This is a genomic window from Pseudoalteromonas sp. SMS1 (genome assembly GCF_021530565.1).
Taxonomy (GTDB): Bacteria; Pseudomonadota; Gammaproteobacteria; order Enterobacterales; family Alteromonadaceae; genus Pseudoalteromonas.
On record NZ_JAKGBI010000021.1, the window covers coordinates 23,489 to 47,552 of the forward strand.

Annotated in this window: 24 protein-coding genes; 16 read left to right on the top strand and 8 right to left on the bottom strand. The window is 43.4% G+C overall.

What is annotated here, in order from left to right:
* Positions 1-8 precede the first annotated feature (8 nt).
* On the bottom strand, positions 9-1,775 hold the full coding sequence (locus L1286_RS19615; RefSeq protein WP_235408706.1) for a DUF885 domain-containing protein: 1,767 nt from the start codon (positions 1,773-1,775) through the stop codon (positions 9-11).
* 311 nt (positions 1,776-2,086) lie between these two features.
* Between L1286_RS19615 and L1286_RS19620 the strand changes: the two genes are divergently transcribed.
* The 12 genes from L1286_RS19620 (at position 2,087) to L1286_RS19675 (ending at position 12,296) form a co-directional block, all read left to right on the top strand.
* Positions 2,087-3,097, top strand: a complete 1,011-nt coding sequence (locus tag L1286_RS19620) for a GGDEF domain-containing protein (protein WP_235408707.1) — start codon at positions 2,087-2,089, stop codon at positions 3,095-3,097.
* 105 nt (positions 3,098-3,202) lie between these two features.
* Positions 3,203-3,958, top strand: a complete 756-nt coding sequence (gene ubiE / locus L1286_RS19625) for a bifunctional demethylmenaquinone methyltransferase/2-methoxy-6-polyprenyl-1,4-benzoquinol methylase UbiE (protein ID WP_235408708.1) — start codon at positions 3,203-3,205, stop codon at positions 3,956-3,958.
* A 20-nt stretch (positions 3,959-3,978) separates the two neighbouring features.
* Positions 3,979-4,575 carry a ubiquinone biosynthesis accessory factor UbiJ gene (locus L1286_RS19630; protein ID WP_235408709.1) on the top strand — a complete coding sequence of 199 codons (597 nt, stop codon included), beginning with the start codon at positions 3,979-3,981 and terminating at the stop codon, positions 4,573-4,575.
* Positions 4,576-4,592: 17 nt separating this feature from the next.
* Positions 4,593-6,206: a ubiquinone biosynthesis regulatory protein kinase UbiB gene (gene ubiB, locus L1286_RS19635; RefSeq protein WP_235408710.1), complete on the top strand. Its 1,614-nt coding sequence runs from the start codon at positions 4,593-4,595 to the stop codon at positions 6,204-6,206.
* A 65-nt stretch (positions 6,207-6,271) separates the two neighbouring features.
* Entirely contained in the window at positions 6,272-6,520 is a 249-nt protein-coding gene (gene tatA, locus L1286_RS19640) for a Sec-independent protein translocase subunit TatA (protein ID WP_235408711.1), read from the top strand.
* Between the two features lie 4 nt (positions 6,521-6,524).
* The gene (gene tatB / locus L1286_RS19645) at positions 6,525-6,842 is read left to right on the top strand and encodes a Sec-independent protein translocase protein TatB (protein ID WP_235408712.1); all 318 of its coding nucleotides are present in this window, start codon (positions 6,525-6,527) and stop codon (positions 6,840-6,842) included.
* A 25-nt stretch (positions 6,843-6,867) separates the two neighbouring features.
* Complete coding sequence (gene tatC / locus L1286_RS19650) at positions 6,868-7,614, top strand: twin-arginine translocase subunit TatC (RefSeq protein WP_235408713.1); 747 nt, start codon at positions 6,868-6,870, stop codon at positions 7,612-7,614.
* Positions 7,607-8,131 (top strand): hypothetical protein, encoded by a 525-nt coding sequence (locus L1286_RS19655; protein ID WP_235408714.1) that lies wholly within the window; start codon positions 7,607-7,609, stop codon positions 8,129-8,131. Before tatC ends, L1286_RS19655 begins: the two co-directional genes overlap by 8 nt.
* Positions 8,132-8,926, top strand: coding sequence for a TatD family hydrolase (locus tag L1286_RS19660; RefSeq protein ID WP_235408715.1), 795 nt, complete (start codon positions 8,132-8,134; stop codon positions 8,924-8,926).
* A gap of 12 nt (positions 8,927-8,938) precedes the next feature.
* A complete protein-coding gene (locus L1286_RS19665) occupies positions 8,939-10,804 on the top strand; it encodes a sensor domain-containing diguanylate cyclase (RefSeq protein WP_235408716.1) in 1,866 nt (621 codons plus the stop codon).
* Between the two features lie 10 nt (positions 10,805-10,814).
* A complete protein-coding gene (hemB, locus tag L1286_RS19670) occupies positions 10,815-11,825 on the top strand; it encodes a porphobilinogen synthase (protein WP_235408717.1) in 1,011 nt (336 codons plus the stop codon).
* A 300-nt stretch (positions 11,826-12,125) separates the two neighbouring features.
* Positions 12,126-12,296: a hypothetical protein gene (locus L1286_RS19675; protein ID WP_235408718.1), complete on the top strand. Its 171-nt coding sequence runs from the start codon at positions 12,126-12,128 to the stop codon at positions 12,294-12,296.
* Here the strand turns inward: L1286_RS19675 and L1286_RS19680 are convergent.
* The 4 genes from L1286_RS19680 to L1286_RS19695 all read right to left on the bottom strand — a co-directional run bounded on the left by L1286_RS19680 (position 12,293) and on the right by L1286_RS19695 (position 17,721).
* Entirely contained in the window at positions 12,293-12,718 is a 426-nt protein-coding gene (locus L1286_RS19680) for a hypothetical protein (protein ID WP_235408719.1), read from the bottom strand. The genes L1286_RS19675 and L1286_RS19680 overlap by 4 nt on opposite strands.
* 554 nt (positions 12,719-13,272) lie before the next feature.
* Positions 13,273-15,360 carry an elongation factor G gene (fusA, locus tag L1286_RS19685; RefSeq protein ID WP_235408720.1) on the bottom strand — a complete coding sequence of 696 codons (2,088 nt, stop codon included), beginning with the start codon at positions 15,358-15,360 and terminating at the stop codon, positions 13,273-13,275.
* A gap of 163 nt (positions 15,361-15,523) precedes the next feature.
* Positions 15,524-16,312 (bottom strand): TIGR00266 family protein, encoded by a 789-nt coding sequence (locus L1286_RS19690; RefSeq protein WP_235408721.1) that lies wholly within the window; start codon positions 16,310-16,312, stop codon positions 15,524-15,526.
* A 107-nt stretch (positions 16,313-16,419) separates the two neighbouring features.
* Complete coding sequence (locus L1286_RS19695; RefSeq protein ID WP_235408722.1) at positions 16,420-17,721, bottom strand: GntP family permease; 1,302 nt, start codon at positions 17,719-17,721, stop codon at positions 16,420-16,422.
* 1,244 nt (positions 17,722-18,965) lie between these two features.
* Between L1286_RS19695 and L1286_RS19700 the strand changes: the two genes are divergently transcribed.
* Positions 18,966-20,384 (top strand): sensor domain-containing diguanylate cyclase, encoded by a 1,419-nt coding sequence (locus tag L1286_RS19700; RefSeq protein ID WP_235408723.1) that lies wholly within the window; start codon positions 18,966-18,968, stop codon positions 20,382-20,384.
* On the opposite strand, the gene ylqF is transcribed toward L1286_RS19700, so the two are convergent.
* Complete coding sequence (ylqF, locus tag L1286_RS19705; protein WP_235408724.1) at positions 20,385-21,329, bottom strand: ribosome biogenesis GTPase YlqF; 945 nt, start codon at positions 21,327-21,329, stop codon at positions 20,385-20,387.
* A 104-nt stretch (positions 21,330-21,433) separates the two neighbouring features.
* On the opposite strand from ylqF, the gene L1286_RS19710 reads away from it, so the two are divergent.
* Positions 21,434-21,970, top strand: coding sequence for a YaeQ family protein (locus tag L1286_RS19710; protein ID WP_235408725.1), 537 nt, complete (start codon positions 21,434-21,436; stop codon positions 21,968-21,970).
* Positions 21,971-21,978: 8 nt separating this feature from the next.
* A complete protein-coding gene (locus L1286_RS19715) occupies positions 21,979-22,584 on the top strand; it encodes a PGAP1-like alpha/beta domain-containing protein (RefSeq protein WP_235408726.1) in 606 nt (201 codons plus the stop codon).
* Position 22,585: 1 nt separating this feature from the next.
* On the opposite strand, the gene L1286_RS19720 is transcribed toward L1286_RS19715, so the two are convergent.
* On the bottom strand, positions 22,586-22,795 hold the full coding sequence (locus L1286_RS19720) for a hypothetical protein (RefSeq protein WP_235408727.1): 210 nt from the start codon (positions 22,793-22,795) through the stop codon (positions 22,586-22,588).
* A 375-nt stretch (positions 22,796-23,170) separates the two neighbouring features.
* Here L1286_RS19720 and L1286_RS19725 point away from each other — a divergent pair, with 375 nt between their 5' ends.
* Positions 23,171-23,638, top strand: a complete 468-nt coding sequence (locus tag L1286_RS19725; RefSeq protein ID WP_235408728.1) for a Dps family protein — start codon at positions 23,171-23,173, stop codon at positions 23,636-23,638.
* A gap of 4 nt (positions 23,639-23,642) precedes the next feature.
* On the opposite strand, the gene L1286_RS19730 is transcribed toward L1286_RS19725, so the two are convergent.
* Complete coding sequence (locus L1286_RS19730; protein WP_235408729.1) at positions 23,643-24,047, bottom strand: hypothetical protein; 405 nt, start codon at positions 24,045-24,047, stop codon at positions 23,643-23,645.
* Positions 24,048-24,064: the final 17 nt, after the last annotated feature.

Here is a 24,064-nt window from a genome sequence, read left to right on the forward strand (position 1 = left end):
TTTGTGTTTTATTTTTGAGCTTGCAATGTACTTGCAATGTACTTATCAATCTGTGATTCAAGTACAAACAATGGTACAGACCCATTCTTGAGTACTTGATGATGAAATTCTCTGAGATCAAATGCCTGACCCAACTGCTGTTCTGCCTTGGCGCGCAAGCGCTTGATCGTCAATTCGCCTACTTTATAGGACAGGGCCTGAGCAGGCCATGAAATGTAGCGATCAGTTTCTGTTTTGACATTATGTAGCGACAATGCCGTATTATTTTGCATAAACTGCATAACCTGTTCGCGCGTCCAACCAAACATATGTACGCCCGTATCTACCACCAAGCGCGCTGCACGCCACATTTCATAAGTCAGTCTACCAAAGTCACTATACGGATCTTGATAGAAACCAGCTTCAATGCCTAAATACTCCGCATATAGTCCCCAACCTTCACCGAAAGCCGAGATATATTCGTGTCGATACACCGGTAAATGTGCCAGCTCTGAATTGAGTGAAATTTGTAGATGGTGTCCAGGAACCCCCTCATGCAGGGTCAGCGCCTCTAGTACATACAGTGGCCGTTTATCTAATGCATATGTATTGACCCAGTAGTACCCTGCATCAGTATCTTTGTTTGGACCAATATAACGCCCAGTGGTGTATTTAGGTGCGATACTGTCGGGCACCGGTGCCACGCCATACGGTAATCTGGGTAAGGTATGAAACAATTGCGGCAACTTCGCATCTATCTTTTTAGCAATGAACGAGGCTTCTTTGAGTAACTCAAGTGGCGTTTTTGCATAAAATTGAGGATCGGTTCTCAAGAAATGAACAAATTCAGCAAAGCTGCCTTCAAAGCCCACTTGCTTGATAATGGCGTCCATCTGCGCACGAATACGTGCCACCTCTTGCAATCCCAGCTCGTGAATTTCCTTCGGTGTCATTTCTGTGGTCGTGAAATGTTTAGCACGGTTGACATAAAATGCTTCCCCGTTGGGCACGCTAGACCAAGCAATATTGTCCCGAGCATTCGGCCTGTACTCTTGGACAAAAAAATCATGATACTTGAGGTAAGAAGGATTGACGTACGTCTCAATCACGCGTTTGGCTTGCGCTTGCAGCGCAAGAAATTCTGACTCAGGTAGATTCGCTCGATTGCTCACAAACGGGGCAAAGTAAGGAGACTTTTCTATCTCTTCACCTTGGGCTACAAACGCCATGATACTATTTTCATAACCCTGCAAAACCACCTTAGGCTGTGTCAGCCCAATTTTTAGGCCTTGCTTCATCCAATACATATTCTGCTCGAAGTATCTCGGCAGTTGCTTCATTCTTGCTATATACAGCTGGTATCCCAGTTTTGTGCTGTAGTCATGCCGTTGGATCATAAATCTGAGCGCGCTGTGAAACCCATACTCCGACGATAAAGGCACATAATGATCATTGAATCGGTAGAGGTCGACGTTATTTTGGATCTGCGCGCGCAAGATCGCAAAGTTGATTTGATTTTCTTCACTCAGTCGCGCTTTATCTATTTCGTCTAGCTTTGTTAAGAAGCGGATCCGTTGTCCGTTCGCCGCAGCAAGATGCTCAGGAGTCAAGTTCGACAAAAGGTAATCGGCATCTAAATCTGTCAGGCCTTGTGCATTTTCTTTCGCACGAAATGCCGTAACTTGCGCGGCAAGCTCTGAGAAAGACGTATTAGGATTGCTAGTCGTGATCTGACACGCTGACAAAGTGAGTGCTAACACAATTGCACTAAGAGGTTTTCGGAGTGAATTTAACACTACAGGGTTCCTTAACTTTCGCTGTGGTCTGCACCTTAACGAAGCCTTTCATCAAGATGCAAATTTAATCGACCAAGCATCTTGGTTATGCGACTAGTCAGGCATAATACAAAGTACAAAAGGTAAAGTTGTTGATAAATTCACCTAACAAGATTAAATGTATATATTTTCCACTCGAAAAACGCAAATTTTACTTTTAAATTGTCGCAATTGCGATTAATGTAGCCAAACTTCAATTCGGATGAAATTATGACCCACGCCAAAGGATACTAGCGCTTCAAGATTAACTGTAATATTTGGTAATTAACTACATGATGTTTCATGATCCAATGGCGCTAGCGCAAGAAAAAATGACGAAAGTCTGCCATTTTTTGGAACAGCATCAACTGCCTCCGACGCCGCTTAATTATCAGGTAACATATACCTACATCAGTCGCAGTAACACTGAATTAGTTGAACGTCTCGATAGAGATCTGCGCAATAACATGACCATTGACAACGTCTACATCGAACAGCTTTATTTCGAGTTTATTTATGCTGAGCACCAAGCCGAGCTTGCCGTACTGAAAGAAGTAGATAACGTCATTGACGAGTTATCCGTGTCAAGTCGACGTTCACAGCAAAACATTAAACAGTTTCGCCAGCAAATAAAAAATTGCAGCCACGCGTTAAATAATCACGACACTCAGACAAATAAAAAAATACTCGCTGAATTTTCATTGCATACCGAGCGCTTACTTGAACAGCAACAGCAATTTAAGGTCAGCCTAGAAAAAGCCCGTAAAAAGCAAAGTGAACAGCGACAAGCGCTGAGTAAAATTCGAAAACAACACCTCATTGATCCCCATACAGGATTATATAAACGTCACTACTTGAGCCAGAAAGCCGAGATGTGGCTAGACCAAGAGAAAGCCTTGTGTGCGATTTCGATTCAAGTCGATAATTTGGCAGAATTCACAGCCAAATATGGGGATGTTATCGGTGAAGCAGTATTACAACGCATCGCGCAAAAAATTAAAAAGTACGTTGTCGAAAGCGGCGTCCCCGGGCGCACTGGTAAACAAGAGTTCACGATTTTACTCGCAGATATCGAACCAGAAACCGCGCAAATCATCGCTGCGAAAATTCGTCAAGGCATTCAAAAGCTCAAATTTGTCAGCAACCGAGGTAATATTCAATTCCCCGAGATTCAACTGGCCGTAGGCATAGCCAAAAGGCATACCGAGGCAGATTTCAATGAGCTGGCGAACAAGGCCTCATTTGCGGCGCATAAAGCATTGACGCTGGGCCGAGATTGTTACATTTCAGGTGCCAATTTATAGTATCTAAATCAATAAATAATTGGTTAAATGCTGTCACTATAAATTGCACCAACATATCCCTATCAAGTACACTATGTGCATCTAAACCGTGTCAGCAAGGGCAACATGAAAGAAGAAAATCGCGATACCACACATTTTGGTTATAAAACTATCGAGTCCAATCAAAAAGAGTCACTGGTTGCAGATGTTTTTCACTCTGTCGCAGCCAAATACGATATCATGAATGATTTTATGTCGTTCGGTATTCATCGTCTTTGGAAACGTCAAACAATCGCATGTTCTGGTGTTCGTAAAGGTCATCGAGTGCTAGATCTTGCAGGTGGCACGGGCGATTTGACCGCAAAATTTAGCCAATTAGTTGGGGAAACGGGCCAAGTTATCTTGGGTGATATCAATGACTCCATGCTTAAAGTAGGCAGAGATAAACTCAGAGACCTCGGTCTAGTCAATAATATTGAGTACGTGCAAATGAATGCACAAGCCCTGCCTTTCCCTGACAATAGTATTGATGTGATTACCATTGCATTTGGCTTGCGTAATGTCACGGACAAAGACGAAGCCCTGCGTTCAATGTATCGAGTGCTTAAACCAGGCGGACGTTTATTGGTCCTAGAATTTTCTAAAACTGATAACGAAGCGCTGTCTAAATTATACGATTTCTACTCCTTTAATATCTTGCCTACGATGGGCAAACTGGTAGCCAATGACAGTGAATCATATCGTTACCTTGCTGAGTCAATTCGTATGCATCCAGATCAAGATACATTAAAGAACATGATGGAAAATGCGGGATTTGAGCAAGCCAGCTATCAGAATTTTACAGGTGGCATAGTTGCATTGCACAGAGGATTTAAGTACTAGTATCAAGGATATAAAAAGTTATGTGGATATCTGTGCTCACAGCAGTTACTGAACAAATTGTCAATCGGTTAATCACACTCGAACCCTCGCTCAGGCAAGACTTGCGCGACGCTGAGCACAGAGTCCTTGCTGTCACGCTGACCGACTTAAACCTGTCGTGTGCATTGCATTACAATGGCGATCACTGCTTTGTATACGGAAACTATCTCGACAGCGCGGATTGCCATATTACGACCGCACTAGACACGGTCTCCGAGCTAAAAGACCCCAGTCAATTAACACGCCTTATCCGTGCAAACAAGCTGGATTTACAGGGGGATATTCACCTTGCTCAAGCATACAGTAAAGCGTTCTCAAACCTGAAAATAGATTGGGCTGAACATGTATCCCGCTACCTCGGCGATGCAGGTGCACAGCACCTTGTAAACACAATTGGACAAGGTAAAAGTCGCGCTCAAAAGCATTGCGAAACCTTTGAGGACATCTTTACACAGCTATGCCAAGATGAGCTGAATGTCACTGTTCACCCACTCGAATTAGAACAATTTAAATCTCAAACAAGGGCGCTATCACAACACTTGAGCGCACTTGAACAACGTATCAACGCACTCGACTAACGATTAAGGAGCTGGAATTGTCCTTCGCTCGCCTCTACCAAATAGGTAAAACTTTTCTCAACTACGGCCTAGATGAGCTACTACCACAGCAATTACAACCCTGGTATGCGAAATTACTACGCAAGGCGCTATTTTGGCTTCCCAACAAACATACTGAAAAATCAGCAGGCGCAAGACTACGTCTTGCGTTGCAAACCCTAGGCCCGGTGTGGATTAAATTTGGCCAAATGCTTTCAACTAGGCGAGATTTACTGCCACCAGATATCGCAATAGAACTGGCCGAACTGCAAGACAACGTGCAGCCATTTTGTGGTACCGATGCGCAAAAGCTCATTGAAAAAGCGCTCGAAATAGAGCATATCGAAGCACTGTTCGAGCAATTTGATCAACACCCTTTGGCTTCTGCATCCATTGCTCAGGTTCACAGTGCCAAACTACACACCGACGAAGGCCTTAAGGATGTCGTGATTAAAGTTATTCGTCCCGATATCGAAAAACAAATCCTTGCTGATTTGTCTCTCATGGAGCAATTTGCAAAGTTACTCGCTGGGTTGGTCAGTGAGGGGCGCAGACTGCGTCCTGTTGAAGTCGTTAGAGAGTATCGTAAAACCCTGTTAGATGAATTGGACCTCATGCGAGAGGGCGCCAATGCGATTCAGCTGAGACGCAATTTCGAAGGCTCTGACTCTCTGTATATCCCCGAAGTTTACAGCGAATATTCACGCCAAAATGTCTTGGTCATGGAACGTATTTACGGCATACCTGTGTCTGATACTGAGACGCTTATTGAGCAAGGTACCGATATGAAGCTACTTGCCGAACGAGGGGTTGAGGTCTTTTTCACGCAAGTATTTCGAGACAGTTTTTTTCATGCCGACATGCACCCCGGCAATATCTTTGTCTCTTACGAGACCCCCCATAACCCCAAATATATCGGTATAGACTGTGGTATTGTGGGTACTTTAAACCGTGAAGACAAGCGTTACCTAGCAGAGAACTTTATTGCCTTTTTCAATCGTGACTATCGCCAAGTCGCTCAACTACATGTTGACTCCGGTTGGGTGCCGGCAGATACCTGTGTCGAAGAGTTTGAATTTGCTATTCGTACGGTTTGCGAGCCAATTTTCAATAAACCGTTAGCTGAAATTTCATTCGGCCATGTATTGGTAAACTTATTCAATACTGCCAGACGGTTTAACATGGAAGTGCAGCCTCAATTGGTTTTATTACAGAAGACTTTGCTGTATGTCGAAGGGCTTGGTCGCCAATTGTATCCTCAACTCGATCTGTGGAAAACGGCCAAACCCTTTCTTGAACACTGGGTTCAAGAACAAGTGGGTCCGCTGGCGGTGGCGAAAAAGCTATATCAAAACTTGCCATTTTGGGCAGAAAAAATGCCTGAGCTGCCTGATTTAATATATCAAAACTTGAAGCGTCAGCATCCGCGTCCACACGCGACTTCTCATCGTCCGAGTAAGCAGTCAGTACAAAGTATCTTACTGGGCATGGCAGCCTCAACGTTTGCAATCATTGCCGGGCTATGTTTTATCGCTGGACTACATGGTGCCAGCATGGCTAATGCAACCATTGCGATATTGATATTTATCAGTGCATGGCGTAAAACAGGGTGATATTTTACGCACTCGGCGTATAATCGAATTAAACCTAACAAATAATATTAAAAAATGGAGTAACTATGGGATTCGGCGGTATCAGTATTTGGCAATTATTAATTGTATTGGCAATTATCGTATTACTTTTTGGCACTAAGAAACTACGTGGCCTCGGTGGCGATCTTGGCAATGCCGTAAAAGGCTTTAAAAATGCCATGTCAGACGAAGAGAAAAACCAGAAAGAGTCAGAGAAGCCAAAAGAAGCAATTCAAAACCAGACTCAGCAAAACAGCAACGCAACGAGCACTGAATCTGACAAAGAAAAGGTGTAATTAGATGGGCATGTGGGAACTAGTCGTCGTCCTCATCGTCGGCTTAATTGTACTGGGGCCTGAAAGATTGCCAGTTGCGATACGGACGGTAAGTCGCTGGATAAAAACGCTGAAATCGGTGGCTAATTCAGTCAAAGCGGAAGTGAATGAAGAACTTCGAGTTCACGAGTTACACTCAAATCTAAAAAAAGCAGAACAACAAGATATGAGTAATTTGGCACCAGAGCTTCAGGAGTCCGTTGATGAGCTAAAAAAAGCAGCGCGGTCGGTACAACATAGCTACCAAGACACTTCTGCAGCACCACCACCTAAAAAAGATTAAATACTAAGAAGTAACGGGAATTTTCATGTCCGACACGGCAACTAGTGGCTTTATAAGCCATCTAATTGAACTTAGAGATCGATTGATCAGAGCACTGGCTAGTGTACTAGTGATTTTTCTTGCTCTGGTATATTTTGCCAATGACATTTATGCTTTTGTTGCAAACCCACTGGTTCTGAGCTTGCCAGAAAATACCACAATGATAGCGACAGATGTTACGGCACCATTTTTTGCCCCTTTCAAGCTCACCTTGTTTATCTCTTTGTTCTTGGCAATCCCTTTCATATTGCACCAAGTGTGGGGATTTTTAGCACCGGGCTTATACAAACATGAGAAACGCATGCTCATGCCAATTTTGTTATCCAGCGTAATACTTTTTTATGCTGGCATCGCATTTTGTTACTATGTTGTCATGCCCATTATTCTTGGCTTTTTAACCGCTGCGGGTCCATCCATGATGACCTTGTCACCAGATATCAGCAGTTACTTGGCCTTTATTTTAAAACTGTTTTTCGCTTTTGGCGTGGCCTTTGAAATTCCAGTGGCCATTATGCTTTTGTGTTGGAGTGGTGTCGCGACAACGCAAGGTCTTAAAGAAAAGCGTCCTTATATTGTCGTCGGGGCTTTTGTTGTAGCCATGTTCCTCACCCCCCCCGATGTGTTGTCTCAAACTTTGTTGGCTCTACCTATGCTGCTGTTATTCGAAATTGGAATCATTTTAGCTGGTGTATATAGTAAGAAGTCACAACAACAGGAAATCAATAATGAATAAAGTTTTTGCAGTACTTGCTTTTGGTTTATCCGTCACTGCCAATGCGAACACAGTCGACATTGCGGCGCTAGAGTCTTGTACGACAATTCAAAATGCACTTAAACGCCTTGTCTGTTTTGATGAAACCATGGCTGGTAACCAAAGTACTGCCGCCGCCCCCACTCAACACGCTGTCACTGACAGTGCATCATTGCCAACCGCTACACAGGCCCTAGCTCCAGCAACGACAGCCGCAAAACCGCAATCAGCAGAGCAAAAGTTTGGCCTTGAAAATAAGGTCAAAGAGCAGCTGTCCGATATTGAAAATATGACGCTTGAAGTAGTGAAGTTGAAAGAGTCTGCGCGCGGAATACGTACATTTACTTTGGCCAATGGGCATGTTTGGAAACAAATAGGCAGTGATTCATTTTTCGCCAAAGTGGGCGATGACGTTACCATCAAACGTGCTGCTTTTAATTCTTACTTAATGAACAAAGCTGGTTCTAATCGCTCTATCAGGGTGAAAAGACTACAATAAATGCAGCAGACCATGATCGACGCAGGCGTAAACTTGACTAGCCCTCAATTTGAAAAAGACAGAGGGGCTGTACTTGAGCGGGCACGAGCAGCAAACATTGCGAATATGCTGCTCATAGGCTGCGATATCCAATCGAGCATTGAAAGCCAAGTAATGGCCAGATCATATGGGTTTTGCAGTACGGCTGGTGTTCATCCACATGATGCCAAAGATGCACCTGAGGACTTGGCACACCAACTTACTGAGCTTGCGAGCTCGGAAGAAGTAGTGGCAATTGGTGAATGTGGACTCGACTTCAACAGAGACTTTTCACCCCGACCCATTCAAGAACAGGTCTGTATCACGCAGCTGCAACTGGCAGAGCAACTTGCGATGCCAGTGTATTTACATGAAAGAGATGCGCACCTTCGCCTAAAAGCACTGCTCGAAGACGTTAACGTAAAAGGCGTGTTGCATTGTTTCACTGGCGATAAAGCTGCGCTGAGATACTACCTAGACTACGGTCTAATGATCGGCGTAACGGGCTGGGTTTGCGACGAAAGACGAGGCCAGCAACTGAGAGAATTGATCCAATATATTCCCAATGATAGGTTGCTGATAGAAACAGACGCGCCCTATTTACTGCCACGCACGCTCAAGCCAAAACCTAAATCGAGACGAAATGAACCCGCATATCTCAGAGAGATTGCGACACACATTGCAAGCCTAAAAGATGCGACCACTGATGCCATTGCAACTTGTAGCAGCAATAATTTTAATGCGTTATTCTCACCTCATCTGACGGATGGATATTAACAGATGAGGGGAATGCTGCTGTTGTTAGTGATGCTAACCAGTTTGTCAGCTTGGTCCAGTGAGACAGAGTCAGAAACCAGCGCAAGCAATGTATTTGTATTGCCCGCCCAGTTTCGCCATGAAGCTGCCTTACCATTTAGCTATACCGTTTCTCATCACAACCACATTGACGCTTTGCTCGCCAGCGCTCCTAAGTGGCAACAACATGATGCAGGCGCGTTAAACTTAGGTGAAGTTGACGACCAAGTATGGCTTAAAGTTATCCTAAAAAATGACAGCCTAATAGAAATCCCATTGCTACTCAGTATCAATAATAATCTCCTAGACAGCATCACAGCTTATATTTTACAGGCAAATCACTCTATCTTGACGCTTGATTTGGGTGATAGCCGGCCACTTGTGCAAAGGCCCATCAAACATGAAGCCCAGTTAGTGCCCCTTGAAATTCCGGGGAAAAACCAAATTGTCGTGTATTTGAACGTGCGCCATCATGGCGCTTTAAATATCCCTTTGAGTTTGTGGCACCCAGTTGAATACTTAAAATATAAAAGTAAATTTAATCTCATCTACGGCATACTTGCCGGGTTTATTCTTGCAATGATAGCCACCAATTTTATGATGTATAGTTTCACACGTCGTAAATACTTTCTGCACGGCACCTTACTACTCACCAGTATATGGCTGTTACTTGTACACTTATATGGTTTTGGTTACCGCTATCTATATGCTGATTGGCAATGGATGCAGCAATATGGCCAAAGTATCTTAGTGCTTATGTCGACGCTTCTCCTGATACCGATACAACGCAGTGCCATATTGCCTGTAACTCATCGAGAAAATGTTGATAATAAACTCAAATATTTGCTTATCATTAGCTGCCTAGTGACGGTTATTTGTACATTGTTGCCCATTTCATTCGCAATGAAATGCGCCTATGTCTTTTCAATTGCATTGGTACTGTACTTCTGCGGTATTACGCTCTTTGCCAACGCCACTAAATTCAGCCACAAGCTTGTCGTCATTGGCGTTTATGTCTCACTACTGATTTCTCTTTGCTACCAATTTGGCTTTGAGTTGGGACTACTTTCAGGCGCGCTCTTGGAGCGTCCTGTGACCTATTTGTGCTCTTTATTTTTATGTTCGTATGTTAGCTATATCCTTGCAAAGCAGTATATTGCTGAGCGCGAAGCGCATATCAAACAACAGGAGCATAAACTCGCGAAAACACGTGCCGAAGATGCCTTACTCAAAGAGAAATTAATTATCCAAGAACAGGCTAGAGAAGATCTCGAAAGTAGTATTGATGAACGAACTTTTGAGCTTCAGGTGACACTTCGAGAGCTCGAAGAAAAAAATCGCGAGCTAGAAAAGCTCAATATGGAAGACCCGCTCACGAAAGTGAAAAATCGCCGTTACTTTGATAAACGCCTCATGATGGAAGTTCGCCGCTCACGACGTGAACAAACAACATTGAGCGTCATTATGCTGGATATTGATCACTTTAAGCGCGTTAACGATGTCTATGGCCATCTTGCTGGCGATCATACAATTTGCGCTTTCGCGCACAGCATTCAACAGCATTTGAAACGACCACACGACGAAGTCTTCCGTTACGGCGGAGAAGAGTTTGTGATCTTATTGCCAAATACTAGTCAACAAGGTGCACACGATATTGCGCAGCAAATTCGAGAAGCAACCGAGCAATGCGTCGTGAATATTGCCGATCAAACGATTCGCTTTACAACCAGTGCTGGTGTTTACAGCGCAATAGCAACAGATACCCAAAACCCCACTATTTTTACCGATTTGGCCGATAAAGCATTGTATGAAGCAAAGCAACAAGGTCGAAATCGCGTTTGTACATATCAACTTAAGTAGGAGACTTAATGTGGCTCAATCTGGACTCGATCTTTTTCCCTACACGCGCATGCGCCGCATGCGTCGCGATGATTTCTCGCGACGCTTAATGTGTGAAAACTCATTAACAGTTGCTGATCTCATTTACCCTGTCTTCGTGTTGGAAGGAACAAACCGCCGTGAAGCGATCCCATCGATGCCTGGAATAGAACGTCTTTCTATCGACTTATTGATTGAAGAGGCAAAACAGCTACAGGATTTGGGTGTGCCTGCAATCGCCATTTTCCCTGTCACACCAGCTGACAAAAAATCACTAATGGCCGAAGAAGCATATAGTCCAGAGGGACTCGCACAACGTACAGTACGTGCGCTCAAAGAGGCTTGTCCACAACTCGGCGTCATCACGGATGTCGCTTTAGATCCATTCACTGTACATGGCCAAGATGGCATCATAGATGAAGATGGCTATGTCATGAATGACGTGACTACTGAGGTTTTAATTAAACAAGCGCTGTCACATGCCGATGCTGGCGCGGATGTCGTGGCCCCCTCTGATATGATGGATGGCCGTATAGGCGCGATTCGTGACGCATTGGAGGAAGCTGGCCACATTCATACTCGGATCATGGCATATTCAGCTAAATATGCATCTAGTTACTATGGCCCATTTAGGGATGCCGTTGGGTCAGCAGGCAACCTCAAAGGGGCAGATAAAAAAACTTACCAAATGGATCCGGCTAATTCAGATGAAGCACTGCGTGAAGTTGCACTGGATCTGCAAGAAGGTGCGGATATGGTCATGGTCAAGCCTGGCATGCCATATTTAGATATCGTACGTAGAGTAAAAGATGAATTTGGTGTGCCCACTTTTGCTTATCAAGTCAGTGGGGAATATGCCATGCACAAAGCGGCGATTGATAACGGTTGGTTGGCAGAAAAACCGACGATTATGGAATCCTTGTTAGCGTTTAAGCGTGCAGGTGCAGATGGCATTTTGACTTACTTCGCGAAACAAGTCGCTATATGGTTGAATGAAAAATAACGTATCACGATAGATAAAAAAGGCGCTATTCATAAGCGCCTTTTTTTTCACCTGCGGTATGTCGACTCACCGTGCAGCAACGAAAGGAGTTGCGCACCATTCAAAAATACACAGAGACATGTGGAAAACAGTTTTCACCCCCCTTTTAACCAAATGAATACAAGGTCCATTACCAAGGGTATGATCGCTCATGGCTCACCGCTTTGTTTATTGCAGCCTAAAAAGCAACATCTGGTGGCTTTTGGGACGACTTCCGCATAGATGGATAATTCGCCTTTTAGCTAGCCCGAAATAGCAATAATGAAGCACGTAGTGAGCTTGAATAAGTTTTTCGATGAAGGTGTGAAACCTCGACTTTATAAGATAGCGTTCAAAGGTGTTGATACCCCAAGCAACCAATCAGAGCTTCGTATTCACCCCCTAGTTTGCGACTATCCGAATAGTAAAAAAGCGCCGAAGGCGCTCTTTTAAGCTTTCACTTGTAACGCAACTTCACCGATTAGTGCACAGTCAAATAATTTGGCAGCCTTTTGTACGTCCTCTATATCAACTGACCAAAATAAAAACAGAACTTGCTTTTTAGACTTAAGCTCCACGGAAACCGTGTTTGCACCGAGGATCTTTATCACTTTAATCGCAGCTATTTCATCACTGTGCAAGTAACATGTTTTTGAGAGGCATTTATAGCTAAACCCTGCCCTATCGATATGTACATACCTGTGCTTCTGTTGGATAAGCAATAGCGAGATAAATATATAAAGTGCACTTACACCCATAATTAAATACGCTAATTGCGACATTCCAAGACTTGAAAATATTGTGAAAAATAATGCGGTTAATAGTATTTGTATCGAATATACATACCAATTGATTCGCAAATTGACTGTTTTCATGAGTACCTCCAAATTTTACTCAACCCATCAATGTAATACTAAGAGCTGGGTATGATAAATTCGCTCTGTTCCTAAATCAAGCATGAAAGTCTATTTTTATTCAATAATATATTGATGACTATTGTTCGGTATCTGTTTATGAATTCTTTCTTAAATGACTTGGAATTTATAAAAGTTCTTTATAATTAAATAATTAAGAAAGGAAATGTAAATTACAACAAAACAGTTTTACTTAAATGTAGCATTTCAATAATTGCAAATAATTTCATTTATTGAAACAAATCTAATTATTTCATTAACTTATAAAATAATGATGTATATACGTAATTTTATTTATAAATAAAGTTAAGTAAAAAATAGTAAAACCACCTTTTACTATTAATAATTATCTATATATATAGAAATTATACTGAGTTTTTTAATTTTTAAAAATTGAGCGGCATGTGAGTTGGGTTGGCGTTTAGTTGTGTGAATTGCAAAAATCAACTTCTTAAAATATACACATAAAAAAACCGCCTTACGGCGGTTTTTTAAAAGTCAGCTAAAGTAACAAATTACTTAGCCGCTTTCTTTTCTTTCTCAGCTGCGATTACCGCGTCAGCAACGTTTTGCGGACATGGTGCGTAGTGAGCGAATTCCATTGAGAACTGACCACGACCAGACGTGATAGTACGTAGGTGACCAATGTATCCGAACATTTCAGATAGAGGTACTTCACCCTTGATACGAACGCCCATTGCGCCAGCTTCTTGGTCTTTGATCATACCACGACGACGGTTAAGGTCACCGATTACGTCACCTACGTTGTCATCTGGCGTGAATACGTCAACTTTCATGATTGGCTCAAGAAGTTGTGCACCCGCTTTAGGGATAGACTGACGGAAAGCGCCTTTAGCAGCGATTTCGAATGCGATTGCTGATGAGTCAACTGCGTGGAAACCACCGTCGAATAGCTCAACTTCAACGTCTAGTACAGGGAAGCCAGCTAGAACACCTTCTTCCATCATTGACGCGAAGCCTTTCTCAACTGCAGGCCAGAATTCTTTAGGTACGTTACCACCAACAACTGAAGATGAGAACGTGAAGCCAGAACCAATTTCACCAGGCTTGATACGGTAGTCGATCTTACCGAACTGACCAGAACCACCAGACTGCTTCTTGTGCGTGTAGCTGTCTTCAACTTCTTGCGTGATAGTTTCACGGTAAGCAACCTGAGGCTGACCAACAACTAGTTCAACGCCGTAAGTACGCTTAAGGATGTCTACCTTAATGTCTAGGTGAAGTTCACCCATACCTTTAAGGATAGTTTCACCTGAATCTTCGTCAGTCTCAACCTGGAATGACGGATCTTCTGCTACCATCTTACCGATAGCGATACCCATCTTCTCGTTACCACCTTTGTCTTTAGGTGCAACAGCGATAGAGATTACCGGATCAGGGAAGATCATCGCTTCTAGTGTACATTCGTGCTTAGGATCACATAGCGTGTGACCAGTTTGAACGTTCTTCATACCAACAACAGCGATGATGTCACCCGCTTGTGCTTCAGTAAGTTCGTTACGCTCGTCTGCTTGCATCTCAACCATACGGCCGATACGCTCTGTTTTACCAGTTGCAGAGTTAAGGATCGTGTCACCTTTTTTCATGCGACCAGAGTAGATACGGATGAACGTAAGTGCACCGAAACGGTCGTCCATGATTTTGAACGCAAGCGCTTTAAGTGGCTCATCAGCGTCAACTGTTGCAACGTCACCAGTAGGTTCACCAGTGTCTTTGTCAGTTAGAGGCTGAGGATCAACTTCTGTAGGTGCAGGTAGGTAATCTACAACTGCGTCTAGTACTAGCTGCATACCTTTGTTTTTGAATGCAGAACCACAGAAAGTTGGGAAGAAAGCAAGGTCACGTGTACCTTTACGGATACAAGCTTTGATTTGCTCTAGTGAAGGCTCTTCACCTTCCATGTATGCTTCCATTAGGTCGTCGTCTTGCTCAACAGCAGACTCAACTAGCATCTCATGGTACTCTTCAACTTTCTCAACCATGTCAGCTGGAACGTCAGTGATTTCGTAGTTTTCTGGAAGGCCAGTCTCGTCCCAGATGTATGCTTTCTTTTCTAGTACGTCAACAACACCTGTGAACTGATCTTCGATACCAATAGGAAGAGTCATAACTAGTGGGTTTGCGCCAAGTACTTTTTCTACTTGACCAACTACGCGGTAGAAGTCTGCACCCATACGGTCTAGTTTGTTTACGAAGATACAACGTGCAACTTCTGATTCGTTCGCATAACGCCAGTTAGTTTCTGACTGAGGCTCAACACCACCAGAACCACAGAATACACCGATACCGCCGTCTAGTACTTTAAGTGAACGGTATACTTCAACTGTGAAGTCAACGTGTCCAGGAGTATCGATAACGTTTAAACGGTGGCCTTTCCACTCACAAGTAACAGCTGCTGACTGGATAGTAATACCACGCTCTGCTTCCTGTTCCATGAAGTCAGTAGTTGACTCACCATCGTGTACTTCACCAGTTTTGTGAATCTTACCAGTAAGCTTAAGAATACGCTCAGTGGTCGTAGTTTTACCCGCATCAACGTGCGCGAAAATACCAATGTTTCTGTATTTCGATAAATCTGCCATTGTTTTACTCTATTTAAAGTAGAAAAATTATTCGGCGGGAGTATATCACCTCTTTAGGCGAACATCATCCTTGAAGTCGATTAAAATGCAGCCAATTTGCAATTAAAACGCATTCATTGCCGTATTGCATTGTTGAACGAGGCAAAATAAGCCAAATAAAGGCTTAATCACCATCTATGATGTCACCAACTTGACCGAGAACAGACCCTTCTCCCTGTCGGCTGCCCCCCTGTTTTGGCGCGCATTCAAGCACTCTGTCAGCGAGTCTAGAGAATGGTAAGCTCTGGATCCAAACGGTACCATGTCCGCGCAAAGTAGCTAAAAATAGCCCCTCTCCACCGAAAAACATACTCTTTAACCCTTTTACTCGCTCAATATCAAACTCAATTCCTTCGCTAAAGCCAACCACACAGCCAGTGTCCACTTTAAGCATCTCGCCATTTAATTGCTTTTCAACAACAGTACCGCCCGCATGCGCAAATGCCATGCCATCCCCTTGTAAGTGCTCCAAGATAAAGCCTTCGCCACCAAAGAAGCCAGCTCCGAGCTTACGCTGAAATGCGATATCCACTTTGGTACCTAAGGCTGCGCATAAAAAAGAGTCTTTTTGCAGATAAACAGATTCACCTAATGTCGCCATATCAAGCGCCAAGATAGAGCCAGGAAATGGCGCAGCAAATGCGACGCGCTTTTTACCACTCCCTTCATTAGTAAAATGGGTCATAAACAATGACTCACCGCTGATCAAACGCTTACCAGCACTGAACAATTTACTCATAAAACCCTGTTCAACGTCGGCACCGTCCCCCATTTTAGCTTCAAAATTGATACCCTCTTGCATGTAGTTCATGGCACCAGCTTCTGCTATCACCGTTTCATTCGGATCTAGCTCTACTTCCACCATTTGCATAGACTCACCAATAATTTCGTAATCAATTTCATGGCAATGCATTACACTCTCCTTTTTATTTGTTTGCTGTGCTGATTTTGATACTAGCTACTACTGTTAACTTAGTTTAAATCACCTTGCTTTGTATAACATGACAGTGTCACGTCAGATTAAAACCAGATAAATAATCCGAGCACCAACGCAACACCGAGTAACGGCACACATACGGTCAATACCGCGAGCGGCCAATAAGCATCTTGATGTTTTTCACCACAGATCGCCCTAACCGTTGTCACGACATAGCCATTGTGAGGCAGCGTATCCAGTGCCCCTGAACTTATTGCGACCACACGGTGTAATTGATTAGCATCGACACCCAAATCCAAATAATGTGGTGCAACAAGCGGTAAGGCAATTGCCTGACCACCTGAAGCAGAACCTGTTAATGCGGCAATCACACTAATAGCAATGGCAGCGCCTAATAATTCGTTACCAGGAATTGAAGTCATCAACGCAACCGCTTCTTGAAATGCCGGCGTGCCTTTGGCAACCGCACCAAATCCAACGACAGCTGCCGTATTACCTATGGCTACTAAGGCACCGGTTGTGCCCAAATTTATTGCCTGAGTAAGATTTTTAAAATAGTTAAAGTTCACAGCGCAAATCGCCAGTACACCGCCTAAAAGGGCCACGATCAATGCACTTTGCTGCAATTGCTCATGGAGAAAGAAAGACAGTAATAAAACAACCAGCAAAGGGATCAAACCGGTGATCGGATGAGGTAAATGACGTTTATCTTCAACAGGATCGTCTTCTCGAGCAATAAATTGCTCGCCATTATTAACCGCTTTTTTAATCATTTTCACCAATAAGAAATATCCCAAAATCGCCATGAATATGGCCACAATTAAACTCTCTTGCCACGCCGCATACGGTGACGTTCCCAAGTACTTGATTGGGATCCAGTTTTGAATTTCTGGTGAACCTGCCGACGTCATGGTGAACGTCACAGATCCGAATGCCAGCACCGCAGGGATGAAACGCCGTGGCAAATTGGCATCCTTAAATAAACTCAACGCCATGGGATAAACGGAGAAGGCCACAATAAATACGCTGACCCCACCATAGGTCAGTAATGCACATGCTAATACTATCGCGAAGACCGCATGCTTCATCCCAATTTTATCCGTGATGTAACGCGCAATCGCGTCTGCAGCCCCCGTATCTTCCATAAATTTGCCAAACAAAGAGCCCAACAAAAACATAAAAAACCAGGCTTGAATAAAGCCGCTAAACCCAGACATATATAGCGTCACAAAGTCCTGTCCAGACGCGCCATTGAATAACACAAGGTTACTACTGAGTGCCACAACCAGCGCACATAACGGTGCAGAAATAAACAGGTTCATCCCACGCAAGGTCAACCAAATCAGTCCTGCCAATGCCAGAACTAGCCCGAACATACTGAGCATTAAACCACCTCTTTTGTTATTTTTATGTAACTGTTATACGCCGAATTACACATGAAATAAAGGTAGGTTTTACTACAACCACCAAGTGTTGTTACGACGCCTCTCGCGTATTTTCATAGGTGCTCAAAAATTAAATGAGAATTATTTTCAAAAACAAGTTGACACACACCTTAATGTTATTGATAATCAATCTCAACAAAGTAAGTGACGGTTTATTTTGTTGAAGTACTCTATTTTGTTTCTCGACCCTGAAACACGTTGAGCGAACGTAACACGCTAGGTTAGCGCGAGCTATTTTACGCCCCTAAAATTGCACGCAAACAACCGACTATTTTACTTGCTACATTGCTCATATCAGTGACGGTAGATATGACACTAAAAGCCCGCTCGACCCGCGGGCTTTTCTATGCCTGTAACCCCGCACTTTTATCATCTATAACAAGCGTTTATAAACCCCATGATCTCAGTTTAATACCCCATATACACAACTATTCAATACGCGACTGCATCACCATAAATATAAATGAGAATTATTTTCATAAAAAATATTGACATAGATCAAAATACAATTGATAATCAATCTCAACAAAGTGAGTTGACGGCTTATTTTGTTAAGTACGCTAAATTGTTTCAAGACCCTGAAACACGTGATGCACACGTAAAATGCTTGGTTGCAGATGCTTTGCTCTAACGCCCCTTAAAGTAAAGCATACTCAACCTACTTACTAATTTTACTTGCTACATTGCTCATATCGGTGACGGTAGATATGATCATTAAAAGCCCGCTATTGCGGGCTTTTTTATTTCAATTATGCCCGCTTGCACCGATGCCCTACTCTGAGATCGCAACACTTCATCAATACACACCGATACAAATGAGAATTATTTTCAAATAAGTGTTGACACACCTTCAAATCTAATTGATAATCAATCTCAACAAAGCAGACAAGCACTCACTTTGTTGACGTACTCAAATTTGTTTCTCGACCCCGAAACACGTGTCGCGCACGTAAACAGCTTTAGGTTGTCAGTGATGAACTTTAACGCCCCTTAACGTGATTCACTAACAACCGACTTACTATTTTACTTGCTACATTGCTCATATCGGTGACGGTAGATATGAACCTAAAAGGCCCTTCTGGGCCTTTTTTATTGCCCCTTTGTACCCATTTGTAATCTCATGTAATAGCATCTAATTTGTGCCCTTGATAGAGTTGGCTGCCTTTGATTTCTTGCAACTTGCCATGACCAAAACACGCTATCGATATAATTTAATTTTAACGATACTGCTACTGGCTGGGTTTATCTTTACCAGCTGGTTTAGTCTAGTCATCGCCAAGCAATCCTTATTTAACGGTATCGAAAACGACGCATTGCCTTTGACCAGCCACCTTATTCATACTGATCTGCAAAAGCAGCTACAAGCTCCGATTATTATTTCTGCGCAAATGGCAAACAACACTTTTTTGCATGCCTGGTTGATGACAGCTCAAGATAATAAACAATTGCTATTTGAATATTTAAGACAAATGCGGCGTGAGTTCGGGGCTGTTACCAGTTTTTTGGTGACCAGTGAAGACCAAACCTACTATCGCTATGACGGCGAAACGTCACAGTTAGATAGTTTAAATGCGCGAGACAATTGGTATCGAGAAACCATAGATAATTCAAATCCGTACACTTTAAATGTGGACTTTGACCCACGTGATGACCATCAAGCAGTTGTCTTTGTAAACCACAAAATTCAGCACAATGGTGTACTGGTTGGCATTACGGGCGTTGGGGTAAAACTTGACCACCTAAAGCGATTAATTGATAAATATCAGCATACCTACAATAGAAAAGTTTATTTTATTGATCATAAGGGCCGTTTACTTTTTTATAATGATGCGACATTTACCGATGCAACACTCGCCGATAAATTTGGTTCGCACAGCGCTAAACTACTCAATAAAAATCACTACAAACTCAGACTGGAACAAAATGAAACCACCACATTTATTAACTCACGCTATTTGGCGCAATTTGGGTGGTACTTGGTTGTAGAGCAAACCTTGACACAAGACAAATCATTTTCGGACACGTTATACATCAATTTATTCATGGGGATCGTGATCACCGCAGTGATACTGCTAAGTGCCCAATTGACGTTCAATCATTACCAAAAACGTCTCGAAAAAATGGCCACTTATGACAAGCTTACCGATACCCACAATCGACAAGCCTTTGAACCTTTATTGCAAAAAGCGTTGCATAAAGCGCGCACGCAATTTACACCATTAACGATGCTAATTCTGGATGTTGATCACTTTAAAAAAGTCAACGATGAGCACGGGCACTTAGTCGGGGACAAAGTCTTAGCTGAGGTCGCTCAGACATGTAAACGTATCGTCACAACCAAAGGGTTAACCTGTCGCTGGGGAGGCGAAGAGTTCGTCATTTTACTGCCCAAAGCCACATTAAATACGGGCCACGAGTTGGCCCAACAGATCCACGAAGCATTGCGATCAAGTAACTGTGAGGTCAACGTCACTGCAAGTATTGGCATCGCACAATACCATATTGATGAGTCCGAGGATGGCTTATTAAAACGGGCCGACGCAGCTTTGTATCGTGCGAAAAGCACCGGTAGAAATCGTACGGTGCTTGCAGAAGCCGCCTAATCAGCGGCGATTTTTTCTCGCCCGAGCGCGGCGCTGACGCTTCTCTTCTTCACGTGCTGCTTTTTTTGCCTCTGCTGCGGCGCGAATTTCTGCCACCATCAGCTCTTCATCTTCGCGCATCTGCGGGGTTTCCATTGTAACCCTGCCAAGGATTGCATCACGTAATTCGTTAATGAGGATTTCCGACATTTTATGCGTATCGACTTGATTGCCACCGCGAATACATCCGCGCTTACGGCCAGCCATTTCAATAAAGGTCCAGTCACACTCTGGTAACTCGTCGATTTTGTAACGGCTTTGTAATAGCTCCGGATAAGCCTTCAATAAGTACTCAGCAGTATAACTCGCCACTTCCTCATAATTAATGGCCGTATCACGAATTGCCCCTGTTGCAGCCAGTCGATAACCTGAGTTTTCGTTTTCTACCTTTGGCCAAAGCATTCCCGGCGTGTCGTACAACATAATGCCATCTTCCAAACGAATGCGCTGCTGTGCTTTAGTCACCGCAGGCTCGTTACCCGTTTTTGCGACAATACGACCTGCCAGAATGTTAATCAGTGTCGACTTGCCAACATTGGGGATCCCCATAATCATGGCTTTGAGCTGTTTGTCCTGACCCACTTTATGCGGTGCAAGTTTTTTACACAAGGTATTAATACGGTGTACTTCTGCCGCTTTGTCATGACCAAATGCCAGCGTTTTAACGCCGTCTTCTTGCTCGAAATATGCCATCCAAGCCTTGGTCATATCCGGGTCAGCCAGATCTGCTTTATTCAAGATTTTGATGACCGGCTTGTCACCACGCAGCTGCGTTACCATTGGGTTTTCACTGCTATATGGGATACGTGCATCAAGCACTTCGATAATGACATCCATTTGCGGCATGATCTCTTTGATCTCATTGCGCGCCTTATTCATATGCCCAGGAAACCATTGGATGGCCATAAAAAATCTCTCCAAAACTAAAATCTGACGCTATTTTAACGTAAAACACGCCAGATAGATAAATCTTGATATAATGATGCTTTAAAAACTCTCTGCGCACTATCATGGCACTAAAATCGACAATCTTAAAAGCACACCTTAACATCAGCGATATGGATAGACATGTTTACACAGACAAGTCACTTACGCTCGCTCAACACCCCTCGGAAAACGAACAGCGTCTCATGGTTCGTTTACTTGCGTATATATTGCAATACAATGAGGAGTTATCATTTACCAAAGGATTATGCGTGGACGATGAACCCGCAGCATGGCAAAAAAACCTCACAGATGATATCGAATTGTGGATCGATGTAGGTTTACCTGACGAAAAGCGACTTAAAAAAGCGGCAGTACGCTCAAAGCAAGTTGTGTTGTACACCTACGGCGAAAATACTCAAGAAATATGGTGGAAGAAAAATCAGTCAACTGCCAATCAATATCGTAATTTATCTGTGTTTAGCCTACCGTACAGTGCCACATCTCAAATGACGGAATTGTTCTCTCGTTCAATGGATTTGACAGCTACCATTCAAGATGGCGAAATATGGCTCAGTAATTCCGAACATAGTGTGCAGATCACACCACAACAACTAAAGTAGGGACATCCATGAGAATAAAGCGGATCATTGTATTACACGGGTTATATATGTCGGGTTTTGTGATGCAACCGCTTTGTAAGCGCTTAGAGAAAACTGGCTGCGATATTCTCAATCTTACCTACAACACGCTAGACCCAGACAAATTCGCCATCTTCCGTAAGATTGATGAGTTTGTAGAGTCTCAACCCACCGCTCTGGTGTGTCACTCAATGGGCGGGTTGGTCGCCAGAGGGTACCTGACAAATGCATCGGATCAAAGCCAATATATTAAGAAAGTCATTACGTTAGGCACACCTCACAAGGGCAGCGCAATCGCCAAGCATATGCATGACAAAGGGTTTGATCGCTTATTAAAAAACAGCGTCGAATACTTGCTGAGCGAAACCAATACATGGCCGTTTAATGCATATCTTTATAGTATCGCAGGTGATCTGCCCATTGGTCTAATGCCGCTATTGCAAAAAGGCAGTCGCTCCGATGGCACAGTTTTGCTGGATGAGACAAAACTAAAGGGTATGGCTGAGCACAAGGTATTCCACCTCAGCCATACCACGTTAATTTATTCACGCACAGTGATGGATTACATTATCGAGATCCTACATCGTGATGAATAACTCACTTATCCGCTCTTTGTGCTACCTTGTAGGCAACTAAGGCAATAATGCCCATAATAAGTGGTACAGGTGCAGCTAAATAGCCAAACGCATCTGAATTCGCATAACTTGCGCCAGCGAGGTGCCCAACTAAACCAACCACAAACGCAACTAACGCAATAACCACTACGAGCAGTTCGCCGCGGTGTTGTGACTCTGTTTTACCTTTCATAGTGCTCTCCTTGATTACACTCACGCTCTAAAAGGTGAATTCATACATTGAATAGAACGTTTTGCCAGTTCATTATGGCGCCTCAAAGCGTTTAAAAATTGACCTGAATCAAGCAGGTTATTCACAAACATCACCCGCTAGCTGACGCTTGCGGTGGATCAAGTAAGTGGCGACTAAGTAAGCAACTTGGCAAACTTTAAGCAGGAGTAAACGCCTTTTTCGATGACGCTAATCGCTTTTCCTCGTTGGCCAAGTCACTGAAGTTCAGCCAAACTAGGTGTCATAGCGTTGATGCACGTAAGACGTCCATAACGTGCTCACAAGATACTTTTATATGCGGTTGAAACCGCAAATCGAAACAGGGTGGAATAAGATATGAGTAATAGCATTGGATTAGACGCACAAAAAAGTCAGCAAGTTGTGGCAGCACTGAATACGTTACTTAGTAGCTATCAAATTCAATATATGAATGCCCGTAGCTTTCACTGGAACATCAAAGGCAGGGAATTTTTTGAACTACACGTTAAGTTTGAAGAAATATACAACCAGCTCCTTCTTAAAGTAGATGAATTGGCCGAACGTATTCTAACGATTGAAGGAACACCACTTCACGCATTCAGTGACTACCTAGCGATGAGTGAAATCCAAGAAGCGAAAGGGGTACAAAATGGACCTGAAGCGGTCTCAATACTACTCGAAGGCTTCACGCAGCTGATCAAGCGCCAACGCGGCATCTTAACACAAGCCTCTGACGCGAACGACGAAGGGACAGCGTCGCTAATGAGTGATTACATTACGGAACAAGAAAAACTCGTATGGATGCTAAAAGCATACTTAGGTTAATCGGTTACTCCATCAGCCAGCTGGCCTCTCCTCGATGAGTTGGATGCTGGCTAAGGTACGTGGCGACATCAAGGTAAAGTTGCACTTTGATGTCACTATGTGACCACAACTCACTGATAATTTTTCTCGAAAGTGCATCAATACCAATATAATCGATCCGACGATATCCCCGCTTCTCCATATCAGCAAAGTAATCTTGCAATGCTGCAATGCTGTCATTGGTCGTCATCTCAAATTCACTCAAGTTAATTACCGCGCCGTATAGTTGGCCAGGGTTATAAGACTGCCACTTTTGACGCGCTTCTTTTTCCAGCGCTGTCATTCCCTCGCGATTAAAAGCCCCAACTAAATTCACATATACATAAGGGGGAGTAATATTGATTTGCCATTGTCCGTGTACCGTAAACATGCCACCTTCTCTCATAC